The following is an 18,397-nucleotide window of genomic DNA, read 5'->3' on the forward strand; positions in this document are numbered from 1 at the left end:
CCTGCACGGGCGCGTTCGCTCACCGGCACACGACCAGGGCGTCGAGCGCCACTGCGCCCTGACCCCGTTCCAGCACCACGAGCGGGTTGATGTCCAGCTCGGCGATGCCGTCGCCCAGTTCGAGTGCCAGCCGTTGGGTGCGCAGCACCACCTCGACCAAGGCGTCCACATCTGCCGGAGGTGCTCCGCGCACCCCCTCCAGAAGGGCATGCCCGCGCAGTTCGCGCAGCATGGACCTGGCCTGGTCCTCGCCGAACGGGGGGACCCGGACGGACGTGTCCCGCAGGACCTCCACCAGCACCCCGCCGAGCCCGACCGTCACCGTGGGGCCGAAGAGACTGTCGTGGGTGACGCCCACGACCATCTCCACTCCCCGCTCGATCATCTGGCAGACCAGCACGCCGTCCAGCTCGATCCGTTCGTACCGGGCGATGTCGGTGAGTTCCCGATAGGCGTCCCGGACCTGACTGGCCGAGGTCAGCCCCACTTTGACCAGCCCCAGTTCGGTCTTGTGGGCGAGCTGGGGGGCGGATGCCTTCAGGACGACCGGATAGCCGACCGGCCCGGCGGCCCGGACGGCGGCGGCCGCGCTGGTCACCAACTGCTCGCGTGGCACCCGGATCCCGTAGGCCCGGAGGAGCTGCTTCGCGGCGTGCTCGCTGAGTTCCCTGCCGGGCGCCAGCAGGGGCTGGGCCTTGCGGGCCGAGGGGGACAGCGTCCGCGGGGCGTCGTCGAAGGGGGAGCGGTAGTGCGCGGTGAAGCGATGGTGTCCGAGGTAGGACCGGACGGCGGTGATGCAGTTGGAGAAGGTCCGGAAGGTGGCGACACGGGAGGAGCCGAGCAGGGTCGTGCGATAGGCGTCCTCGGTGCCGGCCGGCGATCCCCAGACGACGCAGACCAGCTTGTCCGTGGCTTCCGCGGCGTCGACGAGATCCTGCGCGAGCTTGTCGCTCAGAGGCGGGAAGGGGCCGGTGATCGGGCAGATGAGCACACCCACTCCGGGGTCCGCGAGGATCGCGTCGATGATCTTCCGGCCGCGCCAGTCGCCCACCGGGTGGCCCCCGTTGTCGACGGGGTTGGCGACATCGAGGTAGTCCGGTATCCACTGGTGCAGTTCGGCCTGCTTGGCGTCGGACAGCGTCGGCAGCGGAAGGCCCGCGGCGGCGGCCAGATCCGAGAAGTGGGCACCGGTTCCCCCGGAGATCGAATACACGACCACGCCGTCGGCCTGCGGGGGGCGTGCGCGGGCAAGGAGCGCGGCGGTGTCCTGGAGCTCGTCGAGCCCGTCGACACGGATCACACCGAATTGCCGCATGGCCGCGTCGATGACCTCGTCGGCTCCGGTCAGCTTCCCGGTGTGGGAGGCCGCCGTCCGGCTTCCGGTCGCGGTCCGGCCGACCTTGACGGCCACGACCGGCACCTTGTTGCGGGCGGCCCGGTCGGCGGCCAGCAGGAAGCTGCGGCCGTCCTTCAGCCCTTCCACATAGGCGGCGATGGCGCCGACCTCGGGCTGTGAGGCGAAGTAGGAGATGAAGTCCGCGGTCTCCAGATCGGCCTCATTGCCCGTCGGCGCCCAGTGGGAGAGCCGGATGCCGAGCTCCTGAAGGCTGAAGACCGGCCGGCCCTGATGGCCGGACTGGGTGATGAGGGCGATCGCGGGGCCCGAAAGGTCCTCCCGGAACTCCTCGAAGGCGTTGACGTTGGTGTTGGGGCCGAGGAGCCGGAGCCCGGAGCGTTGGACGGCCGCGGCGAGCCGGTTCTGCGCGGCGGCACCGTCGTCGCCGGTCTCCGCGAAGCCGGACGCGAACGCGACAGCGAACCTGACCTTCGTCGCAGCCAGTTCCTCGATCACGGGAAGGGGGTCGGCCACCAGGACGACAGCGAGGTCCACCGGGCCCGGCAGCTCCGCTACGGACGGGTGGCAGGGCAGCCCGTAGACGGTGCGGCGACTCGGATTGACCGGGTGGAGGCGGGCACCGACCCGCTCGGACCAGTCGATGAGCCGGCGGGTGATCCCCGCATTGGGGCGGCCCGGACTGTCCGACGCGCCGATCACGGCCATGGACTCGGGCCGGAAGAAGCGGTCGAGATCGGGAACGGGCAGGTGCAGGGGGCGCCCACTGACGTCGGTGCCCTTGCCCGGATCCGCCGTCTCGTGGACCGTGGTCCGGGAGTGCTCACCGCAGGCCGCGACGCGGGCCGGGCGGGAGTGCGTGGTCAGGGTGCCATGAGTCGATCCAAGCATCGTCTCGCCCGCTCCTGCTCGATGGCCGATAGGACGCCGCCAGACAAACTGACGCTCAGTCAGATTACGCAACTGACGCGTAGTCAGGAACAGGGCTGCAGGAAAAAGTCGACCTTGGAGGGATCCTGTAGCACTGTTCGCGGGCTTCGCGGGCTTCGCGGGCTTCGCGGGCTTCGCGGGCTTCGCGGGCTTCGCGGGCTTCGCGGGTGTTGCAACTCTCCGGGCGCTCCGCACGTTTCGATGACCGTAACGCCACCCGAACCGAAGGCACTGTGAATGACCGACGCCACGCCCAGCTCGCCCGCCACGTCGCCCGCCGCCTCGACGTCCGGTGCAACTGACGCCTCACGAAACGACCCGAGCGTTGCCACGTCCTCCGCCCCGACTCCGGGACGGACCGTCGACTCGCCCCCGGAGCCGGCCGTTGGTTCGCTCTCGGGTCCGACGGCCGACTCGCCTCCGGGACCGGCCGTCGACTCGCCTCCGGGACCGGCGGTCGGCTCACCTCCGGGACCGGCCGCCGCACCGGTCGCCGGCCCGGCGCCCGGATCAACCTCCGGTCCGCCTGCCGCGGCCGCGATCCGGGAGGTCGTGGTGTCGGACGGGGCGGCCGGGCCGTACGCCGTCACGTCCGGTCCCGACGGTGCGCTCTGGTTCACCCTGGTGCACGCCGGGAAGATCGGACGCCTCGCCCCGCATCCGCACGGCCCTGCGTCCTCGGTGCTCCCCACGGCCGGGGAGGAGGAGGGGGCCGGGGAGTTCGTCGAGTTCGCGCTGGACCCGCCGTCGTGCGGGCCGACGGTCATCACCACCGGTCCCGACGGGGCGCTGTGGTTCACCGAGTACCGAGCTCACCGGATCGGCCGCATCACGGCTGACGGTGAGGTCAGCCATGTCTCGCTGCCCACCGCGGAGGCCGGGCCGTTCGGCATTGCCGCCGGGCCGGACGGTGCCCTGTGGTTCACCGAAACCGCCGTGGACCGGATCGGCCGGGTCACCACCGAGGGGGAGGTCGGCGAGTTCCCGCTGCCGGTCGTCGGCGCCTTTCCCTCCGCCATCACGGCCGGGCCGGACGGGGCGCTGTGGTTCACCATGAACCAGGCCAACGCCATCGGCCGCATCACCACCGCGGGCCGGGTCACGGTCTTTCCTCTGCCCACGGAAGGGTCCGCTCCGGTGGGGATCACGGCCGGAGGGGACGGGGCCCTGTGGTTCGTCGAGATCGGCGCGGGCCGGATCGGCCGCATCACGACGGACGGTGGGATCACGGAGTTCCCGCTGCCCGACGCCGAGGCCCGCCCCCACGCCATCACGGCCGATGCCCGGGGCGGCTGCTGGTTCACCGAGTGGGGTGCGAACCGCGTCGGGTGGATCGGAGCCGACGGCGAACTGGCGGAGTACGACCTGCCCACCCCGTCGTCCGAGCCCCATGGCCTGGTGCAGGGGCCGGACGGCGCGATCTGGGCGGCGTTGGAGACGGGCGCTCTCGCCCGGCTCGACTCCGCCTCCCTGCCCCGCCCGAGCGTGCCGCCCACGACGCCGCCCGGGATGCGCCGATCATGACGCCCCCCCACGACACCGCCCCCACGACACCGCCCCCACGACACCGCCCCCACGACACCGCCCCACGAAACCGCCCCCGACGCACCGCTCATGACGCCGCCCGGGACGCATCGTCCACGGCGCAGCGTCCGGAAAGCACCGCCCACCGCACCGCCCGCCACACCGTCCACGACCCCGCCCGGGGCGGGTGCGGAGTGGTGAGCGGAGGGCGCGGAAGCGGGTGATCAGCTCTCCTGGACGCGTGGGGACGCGGACCGGGGCGTGCGGCGCTGCCGTCCCTGCCGCCCCTGGCGGGCGGCCCGTCGCTCGCTCAGCTCCCGTCGCGCCTCCTCCCGCCGGACGGCGTGCGCGATCCTGCCCGCGTCGATGGACAGTTCGCGGAGCATTCCGCTGATGGGGTTGGTGTAGCCGGTGAAGTAGAGGCCCGGAGCGGGCGGCCGGCGGCCGTGGGAACGGGGGCGGCCGCGCTGGTCCAGTACGTCCAGGTGGCCGACCAGCTCCTCCAGTCCGCGTCGGTAACCGGTGGCCGCGATGACGACGTCGGGGGCCAGGGCGCTGCCGTCGGTGAGGATCACCCGGTCGTGCTCGAAGGAGTGGACGGCCGCGACCGGTTCGACCCGTCCCGAGCGCACCGCTTTGATCAGTCCCACGTCCTGCACCGGGATCGCACCGTCCCGGGCCCGGGTGGAGAGCCCGGTGTCCGGGCGCGGCAGCCCGTGCCGGGTGAGGTCCGGTCCACAGAGCCGGGCGACGGCGCGCGCGGCACCGTCCACTACGGGGCGCGGCCACCGGCGTACGAGGATGCTCGTCCGCTGTGCGGGCCAGCCGAGTGTGGAACGGCGCACGATGTGCGGCGGGGTGCGCACCGCGAGCCGTACGCGGGACGCCCCGCCCTCGGCGAGGTCGACGGCGATCTCCGCACCGGTGTTTCCGCTGCCGACGACCAGGACGTCCAGACCGCGGTAGGGGGCGGCGTTGCGGTAGTGGCTCGCGTGCGCGACCTCTCCGCCGAAGGCGTCCCGGCCCGGCCAGTCGGGGACGTAGGGGGTGTGGTTGAAGCCGGTGGCGACGACGACGGCATCGGTGGTGAGTTCCCGTCCTCCGGTGCCCCGCAGCAGCCAGCCCGGTCCGCCGCCGGTGCCGGGTTCCGGCGCCGACCCGGAGCCCGGCCCCGACCTGGAGTCCAGCCCCGAGCCGGAGTCCGGCAGCGAAGCGGAATCGGGAGTCGACGCGGGATCCGCCGCCGGAAGGGCGCCTGGTCCTGATGCGGGACCCGCCGTCGAAGAGGTGCCGGGTCCCGAAGCGGAGTCCGAGCCCGATGCCTCATGCGCCCCGGATTCCGCCCCGGGACCCGGGGCGGAGCCCGACTCGGATGCGGAGCCGGTCTCCTGGGCAGCGCGAGCCGTGGAGCCTCGCTGTTCGATCCTGGAGACCTCGACGCCGGTGACGATCTCCAGGCGGTGATGCTCGGCGTAGTGCTCCAGATAGCGCACCAGGTCGTCCCGGCCGACCCACCGTCCGTACGAGCGCGGGATCGGGAAGCCGGGCAGCGCCGACAGCCTCCGTGTGGTGTGCAGTTCGAGCCGGTCGTAGTGCCCGCGCCAGGCGCCGCCCACGGCATCGGACTTCTCCAGTACGACGGCGCGTATCCCCTGTTCGCCCAGTGCGGCAGCGGTGGCCAGGCCGCCCGGACCGCCACCTATGACGTACACGGGGGAACGGTGCGTAGAGGTCGTGCGGGCCGTGGGCGTCGTGGGGGTGATGTCGGGCATGTTCGCGAGCGTAGCCCCGCAGTTGACGCGTGTACGTCAAACCCATACCGAATGCGTTGCGGATTGATCACGGTCCGCAACCTCTTGCGCGGGGCGCCCGGATCAGCTGAACTGACGTATCGTCAGATTCGTGGAGGGGTGGGCCCAGTGCGGACGATCTTCCTCAGCGGAACCGAATGGCTTGCCGTGCTGCGCATCGGCCTCGGCCTGTGGTGGCTGGAGAGCTGGCGTCACAAGGACAAGAAGGGCTGGTTCGAACGTGGCACCGGAATAGCCTGGGCGGGAAGTGTCGCGGCGCAGCACCGCTGGCCTTTCGTGCGACGCGGCTTCGATGTGGTCGTCGCCCCGCGTCCCAAGCTCATGGCGCATGTCGTCGTCCATGCCGAACTGGCCCTCGGGCTGGGGCTGATCCTGGGCTTCCTCACGCCGGTCGCGCTGGTCGGAGGGCTGCTGCTCAATCTGGTCTACCTGCTGCTGATGATCCACGACTGGGCCGAGCAGGGGCAGAACTCCATGATGGCGCTGATCTCGCTCGTGGCCTTCACCGGAGTGAGCTGGCAGTCCTGGTCGCTCGACGGGGCGTGGGGGCTGTTCCTGTGACGCGCCGGCCGAACGGCCCGCGAGCCGCCGAGTCGGGATCCGTCGAAGCCCGCACCCCGTTGGTCGGTACGGCGCGCTTCGACCTTCCCGAGACGGATGCCTTCGCCCGCGCCTACTGGGATGCGGCAGCCGAGGGGCTGCTGCTGATCCGGCGCTGCGCGGACTGCGGTGTCGCGCACCACTATCCGCGGGAGTTCTGTCCCCGCTGCTGGAGTGAGGACGTGTCCTGGGAGTGGGCGAGTGGGCGGGCCACCCTCTACACCTGGTCCGTGGTGCACCGGAACGACCTGCCGCCGTTCGGTGAGCGGCTCCCCTATGTGGCCGCCGTGGTCGACCTCGCCGAGGGGCCGCGCATGATGACGGAGATCGTGGACTGCGAGCCGGACCGGCTGGCCGTCGGGCAGGATCTCGAAGTGGCCTTCCGTGGCGTGGCCCGAGGGGGCGAATCCCGCCGGCCCGAGTCTCAGGGGGATGCGGCTCAGGGGACCGAGCGGATCGCCGTCCCGGTCTTCCGTCCCGCCCCCTCAGGGCCGTCCGTCGGCTGACGGGCCCGGCCGCGCCGCCGTCCGCTGCCGCAGGACGGCGGCCGTCTGCCGGCACCAGTCGAGGTTCTCCTGCTCGAACCGCCGGCCCCGCAGGCAGGTCAGGTAGGGCCCGATCCGCGCGCCCTCCCGCAGGAACGTCTCCTCGTCGAGGGTGCCGCGCAGCTGCCGCAGGGTCTGATCGAAGAGCGCGACCTTCGCCGCCGCCACCGTCGCCCGCTCCGTGAGCTGCTCGATGAGGGGGTCCGTCGCGACATGGTCGGCGGTCTGGATCTTGACCAGCAGATCGTCCCGGATGAACGACGGCTTGGACGCGCTCGCCGCGAACCGCTCCAACTCGGCCGTACCGGCCGAGGTGACCGTGAAAAGCCGCTTGTTCGGCCGGGTCTCCTGGACGATCTGCCGCCCGGCCACCATCCCGTCCCGTTCGAGCTTCGACAGTTCGAGGTACAGCTGCTGGGGCAGTGCATGCCAGAAGTTGGCCACTCCGAGGTCGAAAACCTTCGCCAACTGATAGCCGCTGTACTCGCCGTCGAGCAGCGCGGCGAGCACCGCATGGCGCAGCGACATGGCCTCGCCCTCCCGATCCTGATCGCCTGCGCCACGGCGACGTCGTCGCCCCTGTTCCCCGAGCAGCATAGTCACTAGCATGATCAGTCATATTGTTGAGTATGGAGAGGCGGAGGCGTCATGCCCGCTGCAGAGAACGTCCACACGACCGCGGAGAGCTTCCGTTCGGCCGTCGAGAAGCGGGATCTGGCCGCGATCGAGCGCCTCTTCGCACCGGACATCCGGTTCTACAGCCCGGTGAAGTTCACTCCGTTCGAGGGGCGTCCCACCGTCCACGGGCTCTTCGGTGTGCTGCTGCGGACCTTCGAGAACTTCCGCTACGTCGGGGAGTTCAGCGGCACGGCCCAGCTCGGCGGCACGGCCAGGTCCAGGAGCACGGACAGGTCCAGGAGCACGGACAAGTCCAGGCCCACGGACGGGTCCAGCGGGACGGACAGGTCCAGCGACGCGGACCGGTCCACTGGTGAGGCGGGGGCCGAGGGCGCGGCCGAGCCCGTCGGCGGCGGTGCCGAGGCCGACGCGCACGTTCTGATCTTCCGCGCCACGGTGAACGGCAAGGAGATCCATGGGATGGACATGCTGCAGTTCGACGAGGCCGGCCTGATCAAGGAGTTCACCGTCATGGTCCGCCCGCAGTCCGCGCTGAGCGCGCTCGGCGAGGCGGTGTACGCGGGGCTGGCCGCCGACGGTCTCGTGCCCGGCGGTGCTTCGCAGGGCTGACGTGCGGGGCGGCGCTTCAGCCCCGGCCGAGGATCACCGTCCCCGAGGAGCAGAACCAGCCGCCCGTACCGGAGACCGCTGCCAGTTCGGGGAGTCGGCCCTGTGCCCGGCCCCCGCTCGTCGCCACGTTTGCGCCCGACGCCGTCCGGGAGTCGTGTGCCGTCCCGCTCGTCGCCCGCTTCCGTACCTGCCGCTCGCCCGCCTCGCCGCGCAGTTGTCGTACCGCCTCCACCAGCAGGAACAGCCCGCGCATCCCCGGGTGGCAGGCGGACAGGCCGCCGCCGTCGGTGTTGACCGGCAGAGCGCCGTCCCGCAACAGCCGTCCGTTCTCCACGAACGCGCCGCCGTCCCCCTTCGGGCAGAATCCCAGGTCCTCCAGGGTCACCAGGGTCATGTAGGTGAAGGCGTCGTAGATCTCGGCCAGATCGATGTCGTCGGGCCGGACTCCTGCGCGTGCGAAGGCCAGGCGCCCCGACACCGCGGCGGGCGAGACCGTGAAGTCCTCCCACTCGGACATCGCGGAGTGGGAGAGGGCTTCGCCGGTGCCCAGTACCCACACCGGTGCCTTCGCCGTGTCCGGTATGTACTCCTCGGCCGCCAGCAGCACCGCGCAGCCGCCGTCCGAACGGATGCAGCAGTGCAGCTTGGTGAAGGGGTCGGCGATCATCGGGCCGGAGAGGACGTCGTCGACCGTGATCGGCGACCGGTGCATGGCCTCGGGATTGCGGGCGGCGTTGGCCCGCGCCTGGACCGCGATCCCGGCGAGCTGCTCCAGCGTGGTCCCGTACTGATGCATGTGCCGCCGGGCCGCCATGGCGTACTTGGCGACGAGCGTGTGGCCGTACGGGGCCTCGAACTGGAGCGGACCGCGCGCACCGAGTGACAGGTTCGCGGTGCGCCGGCCGGCCTTGAGGTCGGCGCGGGCCGTGGAGCCGTACACCAGCAGGACGGCGTTGGCGTGTCCGGCGGCGATGGCGTCCGCCGCGTGCGCCGCCATCACCTCCCAGGTGGCGCCCCCCACCGCTGTGGAGTCGGTCCAAGTGGGGCGGAGTCCGAGGTACTCGGCCACCTCGACCGGCGGCAGGGTGCCCAGCCCGGCCGAGGCGAAGCCGTCGATGACCGAACGGTCCAGCCCGGAGTCGGCGAGCGCGCGCCGGGCCGCCTGTGCGTGCAGGGCGTACGGGGTGCCGCCCTCGGGTGACATCGCGTCCACCCGGCCGCAGTCCGAGAGGGCGACACCGACGACGGCGACCTTGCGGGCGGCAGTGGCTGTCAGGGGTGACATGAATCTGACGGTACATCAGATCCGGGGGCGCGCCACCCCGCGGAAGTCGCCGCGAGTGCCCGTCCGCCTCTGTCCATCTCCCCTCCCGGCCCCTACGATGTCGGCCTTCCGAAATGACGGACCGTCAGATGAGGAGGCCGGAGCCGATGGACGCCGCGTTCACCACGGAGCAGGACGAGATCCGCCGCACGCTGCGCGAACTGCTGCTCAAGCGCTGCGGCCCCGACCGGGTCAAGGCCGCGGTGCGGACCCCGTACGGCTGGGACGCCGCGCTCTGGCGGCAGCTCGCCGAGCAGCTCGGGCTGCCCGGTCTGGCGCTTCCGGTCGCGTACGGGGGCGTGGGCTGCGGTCCGGCCGAACTGGCCCTCGCCTGCGAGGAGACCGGCCGTGCCCTGCTGCCCTCCCCGCTGCTGTCCAGCGCGGTGCTGGTGGCACCGCTGATCCGGGCACTCGGCACGGAGCAGCAGCGGGCCGCGCTGCTGCCCCAGCTGGCGGCGGGTGTGCTGACGGCGGCGCTCGCCGTGCCCGCCGCGCTGCTGCCGGTCGCCCTCGGTCTCACCGGTGCGGAGGGCGCCACCGGCGACGCCGGCCCCGCCCCCATCGGTGACCGGACCGGGCCCCGGTCACGGAGCCGTGCCGTCGCCGGCCGGGGAGCCGAGGGGGCCGGTCGTCGTGGCCACCGGGCAGGTGCGGCGGACGGTGCCGCTGATGACGCCGGCGGCTGGGCGGGCGGTGGCCGTGCGGGCGGTGTCCAGGCGCGACGGGGGGCCGACGGCTGGCGACTGTACGGGCAGGCCGACCAGGTGCTCGACGGGCACAGCGCCGGGCTGTTGCTCGTCGCGGCCCGCACAGGCGGTTACACGCACGGCCGGACGCTGCTGTTCCTCGTCCGGAGCGGCGCTGCCGGGCTGGCGCGGACCCGGCTGACCGTCCTCGACGAGACCCGGCCGCAGGCCCGTATCGAACTGCGTGACGTTCCGGCGGAGGTGCTGGGCACCTCCGGTTCACCCGCCACCTCCCGTCCTTCCGGCGCGCCCGACTCCACGGGCGGCCCTGCGCACTCCACCGCCGTGAACCGTCCGGGTGCCTCCAGTACGGCCGGGGGAGCCGGGGGAGCCGGGGGAATCGGGGGCGCAACAGCGCGCGGAGCAGGAGCACGAGCGGGAGGCGTGGAGCCACCCGACGTGGTGAGCGCCCTCGCCGGACTCGGCGGCACGGTGGCCGCGGTGCTCGCGGCGGAGGCGGTCGGCGCGGCGGGCGCGGTGTTCACCGCGACCGTCGAGTACGTCCGCCGGCGGGAACAGTTCGGCCGGCCCATCGGCTCCTTCCAGGCGGTCCAGCACCGGCTGGCCGACCTCCATGTGCGGATCGAGGCGGCCCGGTCGGCCGCGTACTACGCGGCGTGGGACGCGGGCCGGCGTCTTCGGGAACCGTCTCCGGCCACCGCTGTCACCGCGCCTCCGGTGGGCAGCCTCGCTCTGGCCCAGGCGCTGGAGGCGCAGCGCACGGTGGCGGGGGAGGCGATCCAGCTCCATGGTGGCATCGGCTTCACGTGGGAGCACGATGCGCACCTCTACTTCAAACGGGCGGCGTCGGACGAGCTCCTCTTCGGCCCCGTCCACCGGCTGCGGGCCCATGCGGCGGCGTGCGCCGGGCTGTTCCGGGACGACGGCGAGCGGTTCGGGGACGGCCGCGGCCGAGGGGCGGTGGGCGTCCGATGAGCGCCGCAGGCCGACCGGTGCCCGCGGGGGTGCGGCTGATCCGGAAGGTCTCCACGACACGGGTCTTCGCCAAGGTCGCGCCGCACGTCGTGCCCGCGCTGGACCGTGCGGTGCACCGGCTGACGAAGGGCAGGGTGCTGCTGAGCGCCCGGCTCCTGCCGGGGCTGATCCTCACCTCGACGGGGGCGAGGACCGGGCAGCCGCGGCGGACGCCGCTGGCCTGCATGCCGGAGAGCGGCGGGACGTTCGTCCTGGTCGGCAGCAACTTCGGCCGCCCGGGGCACCCGTCCTGGTCCGCCAACCTGCTGGCGCATCCGGATGCGGAGATCACCTGGCAGGGGCGCGACATCGCGGTGCGGGCCCGGCTGCTGGAGGATGCGGAACGGGAGTCGGCATGGTCCGCGGTGGTCGGCTTCTGGCCGCCCTACGCGCAGTATCAGGCCAGGGTGGAGCGGCGGATCCGCCTGTTCCGACTGGAACCCCGGGCCTGACGGAGCACGCCGGACCGGACCGTCACCCGGCCGGACCGGCACTGAGCCCGAGCGCCCCGAACCCGGACCCCCGAACCCGGAACACCCCCGAACCCGGAACACCCCCGAACCCGGAACACCACCACCGCCCCGTGGGACCGGGCACACACCGTCCGCAGTCCGGAACGGCACCGCGGCGGACGCTCGGACGGGCCCGAGCCTCCGCCGCGGTGATGACAGGACGCGCCTGGACAGGGACGGCGTGGCAGGACAGCAGGACAGCAGGACAGCAGGACAGCAGGGCAGGGCGGCGCGGCAGGGCGTCGGAGGAGGGCGTCGGCGCGGCACGGTCCCTCACCGGACCGGACGCGGCGTGTGCAGGGCGGGCACGGACACCTCGAACAACCGGTCGGTCCTCGTCCCGAACCGCCGATCCCCGGTCGGTGCCGCTCCTCGAACGCGCCACTCCTCGCCGGTGCCGCTCCTCGAACGTGCCGCTCCTTGTCAGTGCCAACCCCTCGACAGGGTCGTTCCCCGGCAGCCACCGCTCCCCGCCGGCGCCGCTCCCCGACCGTGCCGGCCGCGGAGCTCGCACCGGCCCCGGGCCATGGCACCGCTGCCCGGGCCGTGGCACCGTGCGTCACCGCAACGGCGTGGAGCGGCCGCCGCTACTTCGGGGGCTTCTTGCCCGTGACGCCGAGGTGGACCAGCAGAGCCAGGTTCGGCTTCAGCTCGGCCTGCTTGACGCCCCAGCTCTGGAAGCCCTTCTGGTGCGCGGCGACCGCGGCGAGCATGGCGACCAGGGAGCCGGAGACGGCCGCCGGGCTGACGTCCTTGTCGACCTTTCCCTTGGACTGGAGTTCCTTGACGGAATCCGTGAGGGAATTGGTGACGGCGTTGAGGATCTTCATACGGATCTTGTAGAACCGTTTGTCCCCCTCCGCCGCTCCGAGGTCGATGACGCGCAGGATGGCGTCGTTCTTCCGCCAGAAGGAGAGGAAGCCGTCGACCAGTTCCTCGGCGGTCTGCCAGCCGGATTTCCCGACCCAGGAGCGGCCCGCCACCAGACCGGTCAGGCTCTGCCCCTCCTTGGCCATCTCCTCGGCGAGCTCCAGGACGGCGCCCTCGACGTCCGGGAAGTACTGGTAAAAGGTCGCGGGGGAAGTTCCCGCCTTACGGGCGACGTCGATGACCTTGACATCGCGGTACGGCGAGGAGCTGAGCATCTCACTCAGGCAGTCGAGCAGCTTCTGCCGCGTCGCCTGCCCGCGGCGCCCGGCGACCCGGCCGTCAACGGTGCGAACTTGTCCTGTCATGCCGTCAGCTTACCGAGGGGTGATCGGATCGCGATTCGGCCGCATGCAAATGGGGAGTGGACCAGCGTTTGTGGAGAAGAACCAGCTCAGGGAGGGTGGGGGCTGGAGCCCGGCGGTGCGAATACCAGCCACTTCCGAGGCGGTGGAGCCCTCTGTGGCACCCGGTGACTTCCGGTGTACCGAGCGTCAAATCACCCCGGAGTGAAAAAGCGCGGCCGGGGCCGGACGGGTGAATTCTCTTATCAACAGGCTGTGGACAAGTTCCGTGGATAATGGCGCCGCGCACGGGTGGAAAACGCTGGATAGCGTAGTGAACGAGACATCGCCCGACGGCGAGGCACTGCCTCCGCCCGTTCCCGAAACTCGCACCGGTCCGTACGGACGGTGGTTACCCGGGCGTAACCCCTGATCTGCCGTTAGCGTGTCGATGACGGTATCCATCGTGCATCCGTGCACCCCGCACACAGGCCGTGCACCCCCTGCGCAGGACACGCACCCCCTGGGCAGGACGTGCGCCCCTGCCGAGGGCGTGCGCACCCACCCAGGAGAGGGCCGGGCGCCATGGCCGCATTCGCTGAGGGAGTGCCCTGCTGGACCGACGCGATGCTCGCGGACGTCGAGGCGGGCAAGCGCTTCTACGGTGAGCTCTTCGGCTGGAGCTTTCGGCCGGGCGACACGGCCTACGGCCCCTACGAGCAGGCGTCGCACGACGGGAAGACCGTCGCCGCGCTCACCCGCAAGCCGGACGGGCGCCTCCCCACGGTGTGGAACATCTACTTCGCCACCGCGGACGCCCCGGCCGCCCTCGCGAAGGTCCGTGCGGCCGGCGGCCAGGTCATCATGGACCCCCGGCCGATCGACGGGCTCGGAACGATGGCGATGGCCGTCGACCCCGGTGGCGCGGTCTTCGGGCTGTGGCAGGGCGGCAGTCATCCGGGATTCGCGAAGCAGGGCCGCCCCGGCTCGTACGCCTGGACGGAGCTCTACACCCGCGACAAGGCGAAGGCCGACCCCTTCTACGAGGCCGTCTTCGGATACGGGCGGCAGGACCTGGACACCGAGGACGGCACGGACTTCGCGATGTGGGCGCCGGCGGGCAGGCCCGTGGACGTGGCGAACGCCGTGGCGGGCCGTGGCGTGATCGACGGCAGCTTCCCGGCGGAGCTCCCCGCGCACTTCCTCGTCTACTTCGCCGTCCAGGACTGCGACCGTGCCGCCGGGACGGCCGTGCGGCTCGGTGGGCGCGTCGTCCTCGAACCGGAGGACACTCCGTACGGACGGTTCTCGGTCCTGGTCGACAATCAGGGGGCGAGCTTCGCCGTCATCGATCTGGCGGCCGCGGAGCGTTGAACCGCGCCACCTCTTCCGGGTGACCATCGGTAACCTCCGTTGGCCTGCCGCTATGCACACAAATGTCTGGGGAGACACCCCGATTTGGCCCCCGGTTCGCAACGACTGCCTTCGCCAGGAAGAATCGGTCTGCGTATCCCGGGACGGTTCACGGTGAGACGCTGCACGGGGCTGAAATCCGTCAGACCCCGACGGGGAGGTGGCAGGCAAGTGGTGGAGCAGCTGACGCAGCACGACCCGAGGCGGATCGGGCCCTTCGAGGTGCTCGGCCGACTCGGTGCCGGCGGCATGGGGCTGGTCTATCTCGCCCGCTCGGCATCGGGCCGGCGGGTCGCGATCAAGACGGTGCGGACCGAACTGGCCGAGGACCAGCTGTTCCGGGTCCGCTTCACCCGCGAGGTGGAGGCGGCTCGTGCGGTGAGCGGCTTCTACACCGCCGCGGTGGTCGACGCCGACCCGCGGGCCGCCGTGCCCTGGCTCGCGACCGCCTACGTCCCCGCTCCCTCCCTCGAGGAAATAGTCAACGAGTGCGGGCCGTTGCCGACGCAGGCCGTGCGCTGGCTGGCGGCGGGCGTCGCCGAGGCGCTGCAGTCCATCCACGGGGCGGGGCTCGTCCACCGCGACCTCAAACCGTCCAATGTGCTGGTCGTCGAGGACGGTCCCCGGGTCATCGACTTCGGTATCGCCAGCGGGGTGTCGAACACCCGGCTCACGATGACCAACGTGGCTGTCGGCACGCCCGCTTACATGTCGCCGGAGCAGGCGCGGGACTCGCGCAGCGTGACCGGCGCGAGCGACATCTTCTCCCTGGGCTCCACACTGGCGTTCGCGGCGACGGGGCATGCGCCGTTCCACGGCGCGAACCCGGTGGAGACCGTCTTCATGCTGCTGCGGGAAGGGCCCGACCTGGAGGGGCTGCCCGACGACCTGCGGCCGCTCATCGACTCCTGTATGCAGATGGCCGCCGAGCACCGGCCCAGCCCGGCCGACCTCCAGTCGCAGCTGGCGCCGCACCTGTTCGCGGCCGGCGGGGACGACAGCGGTACGGCGTCGGCCTGGCTGCCCGCCAGCGCGGTCACGATGATCGAGGACCGGCGCGGCGGCCGGACCTCCCCGGCCTCCGGCCGGGGTGCCGGCGCGGGCCGGGGCGCGGCTGCCGGAGGCCGCAAGGCAGCCGGGGGCGGCGCGGTGCCGCCGCCCCCGAACCACGCCCCGAGCGCGGCCCGGCAGGACGCCGGCGGTGCCGCGCCGCTGGGCACCTCCGCGCCGATCGGCCCCGGCCCCTCCGCCAGCCGTCCGGCCGCCGATCCGCGCAGCGGCATGGTCCCAACCGGTGACCGGGCGGCGGGCTGGGACGGCGCGTCGTCCGCCGTCGTCGCCGATGCCGCACCGCAGCAGCAGGCGGGACCGCAGCCGCAGGGCCGTTCCCTGCGGCTGCCCGGCACGCAGGTGCCGATAGGGCCCGGCCCGCGCGCCGGCGAGGCGCGCGACCCGCAGGCGGGGGCGGCCTCCGGGTCGGCCACCGGCTGGGTGCGGCCGCCGGCCGGCGCCTTCACCGGGCAGTCCGCCGCTGCCGCCCCCGAGGGCTCGGCCGTGGCCGCCCCGGGACCGCTGCCGCTCCCCGCGCCGTCGCCCGCGCCGGACGGCCCGATGCCGCCCACCACGGCTCCGCACGCCGGACCCGCCGAGCCGCCGGGCGCGCCCGCCCGTTGGCGGCCGTGGCGGTTCCGGATGTCCAACGACGTGTGGGGCACCCCCGCCGTCGCCGCCGACCGGCTGTACGTCACCTCCTTCGAGGTGCACGCCCTCGATGTGGCCACCGGACGGCGGCAGTTCAAGACCCGTGACGTGGCGTGGGCCATGGCGGTGGCTGACGGGCGCATCCACGCGTCCGACGGTCCCACCCTCTACGCGCTGGACGCCACGGACGGTTCGGAGCGCTGGCGGCTGGCCGCCGACGGCTGGGTGTACTCGCTCAAGGTCGACCACGGCACGGTCGTCACCGGCACCCGCGGCGGCGGGGTGCAGGCGTGGGAGGCGGCCAACGGCGAGAAGCTGTGGGAAATCTCCGGAGCGCAGGCCGACTTCGAGACCCCCGAGTCCGGACCGGCCGTCCAGGACGGCGTGGTCTACGTGTGGTCCGACGGACGGCTGCGCGCCCTCGAGGCACGGACCGGAAGGGAGCGCTGGTCCTACCCGGTCGGCGACGCCGCCGCCTGCGGCGGTGTCCCGGTGCGGCTGCTGCCCGCCCCGGACGGCGCCGTCTACGTCTGTGCGGGGACCCGCGTCCTCGCCCTCGACGTGGCGCGCGGCGAGGTGCGGTGGCGCTTCGAGGCGCCCGCGGCCTTCCTGAGCGCCCCGGCGTTCGCGCCCGGCCCGGCGGTGACGGGCGGCGGTGTCTACGTCGCCGACTACCTCGGCACGGTCTACGCGCTGGACGCGGCCGACGGCCGGGAACGCTGGCGCATCGCGACCGAGGCCCGCCAGTCGACCGAACCGGTGCTGGTCGCGGCAGGCTCGGTGCACGTCGGCAGCGGCAGCGCGCTGTACACGCTGGACGCGGTCACGGGCACCCCGAAGTGGCGTTTCGCCGCCCAGGGAGAGGTGATCGGCGCCCCCGTCGTCGCGGACGGCCGGGTCCACTTCGGCTCGGCGGACCACTGCCTCTACACGCTGGACGCCGGCGGCGGCCAGCTGCGCTGGAAGCTGGCGACCGGCGGCGAGATCACCGGATCCCCGCTGGTGGCGGGCGGTGTGGTCTACGCGTGCAGCAAGGACCGCTGTGTCTACGCCCTGGACGCCCTGAAGGGCACCGGCATGGCGAGGCCCTCGGCACCGGCCGGGCCTCGCTGAGGATCCCGGGCCGGTCCTGCCGGACCGGCCCGGGACGAGCCGCGCCGAGCGCCTAACCCGGCGGGGTGACGCGGGTGTACGTCAGGCTGTTGCTGGTCCCGCCCGTGGTCGTGACGGTGACGGCGGCGCTGCCGGTGCCCGGCGGCACCACCGCGGTGACCTGGGTCGGGGACAGCACGGTGAACGCCGTGGTGGTCGCGTCGAACTGGACGGCGGTGGTCGTGGTCAGCCCGGACCCGGTGAGGGTGACGGTGTTGCCGCCGGCCTCCGGCCCGGTCGCCGGGGTCAGCGCGGTGAGCACCGGCCCGGCGATGTAGCCGTAGTCGACTCCGGCGCCGGTGCCGCCGGGGCTGGTGACGCTCACGGCGACGTTGCCGGTGCCGGGCGGGGCCACCGCGGTGAGCAGATTGTCCGTCACCACCGTGAACGCCGCGGCGGCCGCACCGAATTGCACGGAGTCGGCCAGGGTCAGATTCGACCCGGTGACCGAGACGGTGTTTCCGCCCGCGGTGGGCCCGGTGTTCGGGAAGACCGCGGTGACGGCGGGGGCCGCCACGTAGAAGTAGTACGCCCCCGGTCCGTTGGTGCCCCCGGGAGTGGTCACCTCCACGGTCACGGGTCCGGCCGCGCCCGGCGGCGCGACGGCGTTGATCTGCGTGCCGGAGACCACCGTGAAACTCGCCGCCGGGACGTTCCCGAACTTCACCGCCGTCGCCCCGGCCAGCCCGGAGCCGGTGAGAACGACGGTGTTCCCGCCCGGTGTGGGCCCCTGCAGCGGAGTCACCGAGCCGATCACCGGTGCGGTGACGTAGGTGTAGCCCAGCCCGTTGCTGGTGCCGTCGGGGGTGACCACGGTGACCTGGACGGTTCCGGTGCCCGGCGGCGCCGTCGCGTTGATCTGGGTGGGGGAGAGCACGGTGAACGGGGCGTTGGTGGAACCGAACTTGACCTGGGTGGCCCCGGTCAGGTTCGTGCCCGTCAGCGTGACGGTGGTACCGCCCGCGGCCGGCCCCGAGGCGGGGACCAGGGACGTCAGCGTGGGGGCGGGCGTGTAGGTGTAGCCGAGTCCGTTGCTGGTGCCGCTGGGGGTGGTGGCGGTGACCTGGACGGTTCCGGTTCCGGGGGGTGCGGTGGCGGTGATCTGGGTGTTGGAGACGACGGTGAAGGTGGCGTTGGCCGTCCCGAACTTGACCTGCGTGGCGCCGTTCAGGTTGGTGCCGGTGAGGGTGACGGTGGTGCCGCCGCCGGTCGGTCCGGAGGTGGGGTTCAGCGACGTCAGTGTCGGGGCCGGGATGTAGGTGTAGCTGAGTCCGTTGCTGGTGCCGCTGGGGGTGGTGGCGGTGACCTGGACGGTTCCGGTTCCGGGGGGTGCGGTGGCGGTGATCTGGGT

At 72.7% G+C, this 18,397-nt stretch carries 14 protein-coding genes; 8 read left to right on the forward strand and 6 right to left on the reverse strand.

Features of this window, described 5'->3' with window-relative positions:
* Positions 1-19 precede the first annotated feature (19 nt).
* Positions 20-2,245: an acetate--CoA ligase family protein gene (locus tag ACFYYR_RS17195; RefSeq protein WP_388853260.1), complete on the reverse strand. Its 2,226-nt coding sequence runs from the start codon at positions 2,243-2,245 to the stop codon at positions 20-22.
* 591 nt (positions 2,246-2,836) lie between these two features.
* Here ACFYYR_RS17195 and ACFYYR_RS17200 point away from each other — a divergent pair.
* The gene (locus ACFYYR_RS17200; protein ID WP_388853262.1) at positions 2,837-3,808 is read left to right on the forward strand and encodes a virginiamycin B lyase; all 972 of its coding nucleotides are present in this window, start codon (positions 2,837-2,839) and stop codon (positions 3,806-3,808) included.
* A gap of 224 nt (positions 3,809-4,032) precedes the next feature.
* On the opposite strand, the gene ACFYYR_RS17205 is transcribed toward ACFYYR_RS17200, so the two are convergent.
* Positions 4,033-5,580, reverse strand: a complete 1,548-nt coding sequence (locus ACFYYR_RS17205; protein ID WP_388853265.1) for an NAD(P)-binding domain-containing protein — start codon at positions 5,578-5,580, stop codon at positions 4,033-4,035.
* A 147-nt stretch (positions 5,581-5,727) separates the two neighbouring features.
* Here ACFYYR_RS17205 and ACFYYR_RS17210 point away from each other — a divergent pair, with 147 nt between their 5' ends.
* Together ACFYYR_RS17210 and ACFYYR_RS17215 are read left to right on the forward strand one after the other, a co-directional pair.
* Entirely contained in the window at positions 5,728-6,180 is a 453-nt protein-coding gene (locus ACFYYR_RS17210; RefSeq protein WP_388853268.1) for a DoxX family protein, read from the forward strand.
* Between the two features lie 59 nt (positions 6,181-6,239).
* Positions 6,240-6,725, forward strand: a complete 486-nt coding sequence (locus ACFYYR_RS17215; protein WP_388853568.1) for a Zn-ribbon domain-containing OB-fold protein — start codon at positions 6,240-6,242, stop codon at positions 6,723-6,725.
* Here ACFYYR_RS17215 and ACFYYR_RS17220 read toward each other — a convergent pair.
* Positions 6,705-7,292 carry a PadR family transcriptional regulator gene (locus ACFYYR_RS17220; RefSeq protein WP_388853271.1) on the reverse strand — a complete coding sequence of 196 codons (588 nt, stop codon included), beginning with the start codon at positions 7,290-7,292 and terminating at the stop codon, positions 6,705-6,707. The two genes, ACFYYR_RS17215 and ACFYYR_RS17220, sit on opposite strands and share 21 nt — an antisense overlap.
* A 120-nt stretch (positions 7,293-7,412) precedes the next feature.
* Here ACFYYR_RS17220 and ACFYYR_RS17225 point away from each other — a divergent pair, with 120 nt between their 5' ends.
* Positions 7,413-8,012: a nuclear transport factor 2 family protein gene (locus ACFYYR_RS17225; RefSeq protein ID WP_388853275.1), complete on the forward strand. Its 600-nt coding sequence runs from the start codon at positions 7,413-7,415 to the stop codon at positions 8,010-8,012.
* Between the two features lie 16 nt (positions 8,013-8,028).
* On the opposite strand, the gene ACFYYR_RS17230 is transcribed toward ACFYYR_RS17225, so the two are convergent.
* The gene (locus tag ACFYYR_RS17230) at positions 8,029-9,297 is read right to left on the reverse strand and encodes an acetyl-CoA acetyltransferase (RefSeq protein ID WP_388853278.1); all 1,269 of its coding nucleotides are present in this window, start codon (positions 9,295-9,297) and stop codon (positions 8,029-8,031) included.
* Between the two features lie 146 nt (positions 9,298-9,443).
* Here ACFYYR_RS17230 and ACFYYR_RS17235 point away from each other — a divergent pair, with 146 nt between their 5' ends.
* Positions 9,444-11,018, forward strand: coding sequence for an acyl-CoA dehydrogenase family protein (locus ACFYYR_RS17235; protein ID WP_388853281.1), 1,575 nt, complete (start codon positions 9,444-9,446; stop codon positions 11,016-11,018).
* Positions 11,015-11,509, forward strand: a complete 495-nt coding sequence (locus tag ACFYYR_RS17240) for a nitroreductase family deazaflavin-dependent oxidoreductase (protein WP_388853284.1) — start codon at positions 11,015-11,017, stop codon at positions 11,507-11,509. The genes ACFYYR_RS17235 and ACFYYR_RS17240 overlap by 4 nt, the downstream gene beginning before the upstream one ends.
* Positions 11,510-12,156: 647 nt before the next feature.
* Here the strand turns inward: ACFYYR_RS17240 and ACFYYR_RS17245 are convergent.
* Positions 12,157-12,804: a TetR family transcriptional regulator gene (locus ACFYYR_RS17245; protein WP_351514396.1), complete on the reverse strand. Its 648-nt coding sequence runs from the start codon at positions 12,802-12,804 to the stop codon at positions 12,157-12,159.
* A gap of 561 nt (positions 12,805-13,365) precedes the next feature.
* Between ACFYYR_RS17245 and ACFYYR_RS17250 the strand changes: the two genes are divergently transcribed.
* Together ACFYYR_RS17250 and ACFYYR_RS17255 are read left to right on the forward strand one after the other, a co-directional pair.
* Complete coding sequence (locus ACFYYR_RS17250) at positions 13,366-14,154, forward strand: VOC family protein (RefSeq protein ID WP_388853289.1); 789 nt, start codon at positions 13,366-13,368, stop codon at positions 14,152-14,154.
* A 210-nt stretch (positions 14,155-14,364) separates the two neighbouring features.
* On the forward strand, positions 14,365-17,007 hold the full coding sequence (locus ACFYYR_RS17255) for a PQQ-binding-like beta-propeller repeat protein (protein ID WP_388853292.1): 2,643 nt from the start codon (positions 14,365-14,367) through the stop codon (positions 17,005-17,007).
* Positions 17,008-17,059: 52 nt separating this feature from the next.
* On the opposite strand, the gene ACFYYR_RS17260 is transcribed toward ACFYYR_RS17255, so the two are convergent.
* Positions 17,060-18,397: IPT/TIG domain-containing protein (locus ACFYYR_RS17260; RefSeq protein ID WP_388853295.1), on the reverse strand; the 1,338-nt coding region annotated here is incomplete at its 5' end.

It is taken from the genome of Streptomyces sp. NPDC001922 (assembly GCF_042891165.1).
Lineage (GTDB): Bacteria > Actinomycetota > Actinomycetes > Streptomycetales > Streptomycetaceae > Streptomyces.

Coding starts and splice junctions, on each gene's coding strand:
- ACFYYR_RS17245 (WP_351514396.1), bottom strand. CDS start 12,804: ATGACAGGACAAGTTCGCACCGTTGACGGCCGGGTCGCCGGGCGCCGC.
- ACFYYR_RS17240 (WP_388853284.1), top strand. CDS start 11,015: ATGAGCGCCGCAGGCCGACCGGTGCCCGCGGGGGTGCGGCTGATCCGG.
- ACFYYR_RS17235 (WP_388853281.1), top strand. CDS start 9,444: ATGGACGCCGCGTTCACCACGGAGCAGGACGAGATCCGCCGCACGCTG.
- ACFYYR_RS17225 (WP_388853275.1), top strand. CDS start 7,413: ATGCCCGCTGCAGAGAACGTCCACACGACCGCGGAGAGCTTCCGTTCG.
- ACFYYR_RS17250 (WP_388853289.1), top strand. CDS start 13,366: ATGGCCGCATTCGCTGAGGGAGTGCCCTGCTGGACCGACGCGATGCTC.
- ACFYYR_RS17195 (WP_388853260.1), bottom strand. CDS start 2,245: ATGCTTGGATCGACTCATGGCACCCTGACCACGCACTCCCGCCCGGCC.
- ACFYYR_RS17230 (WP_388853278.1), bottom strand. CDS start 9,297: ATGTCACCCCTGACAGCCACTGCCGCCCGCAAGGTCGCCGTCGTCGGT.
- ACFYYR_RS17205 (WP_388853265.1), bottom strand. CDS start 5,580: ATGCCCGACATCACCCCCACGACGCCCACGGCCCGCACGACCTCTACG.
- ACFYYR_RS17220 (WP_388853271.1), bottom strand. CDS start 7,292: ATGTCGCTGCGCCATGCGGTGCTCGCCGCGCTGCTCGACGGCGAGTAC.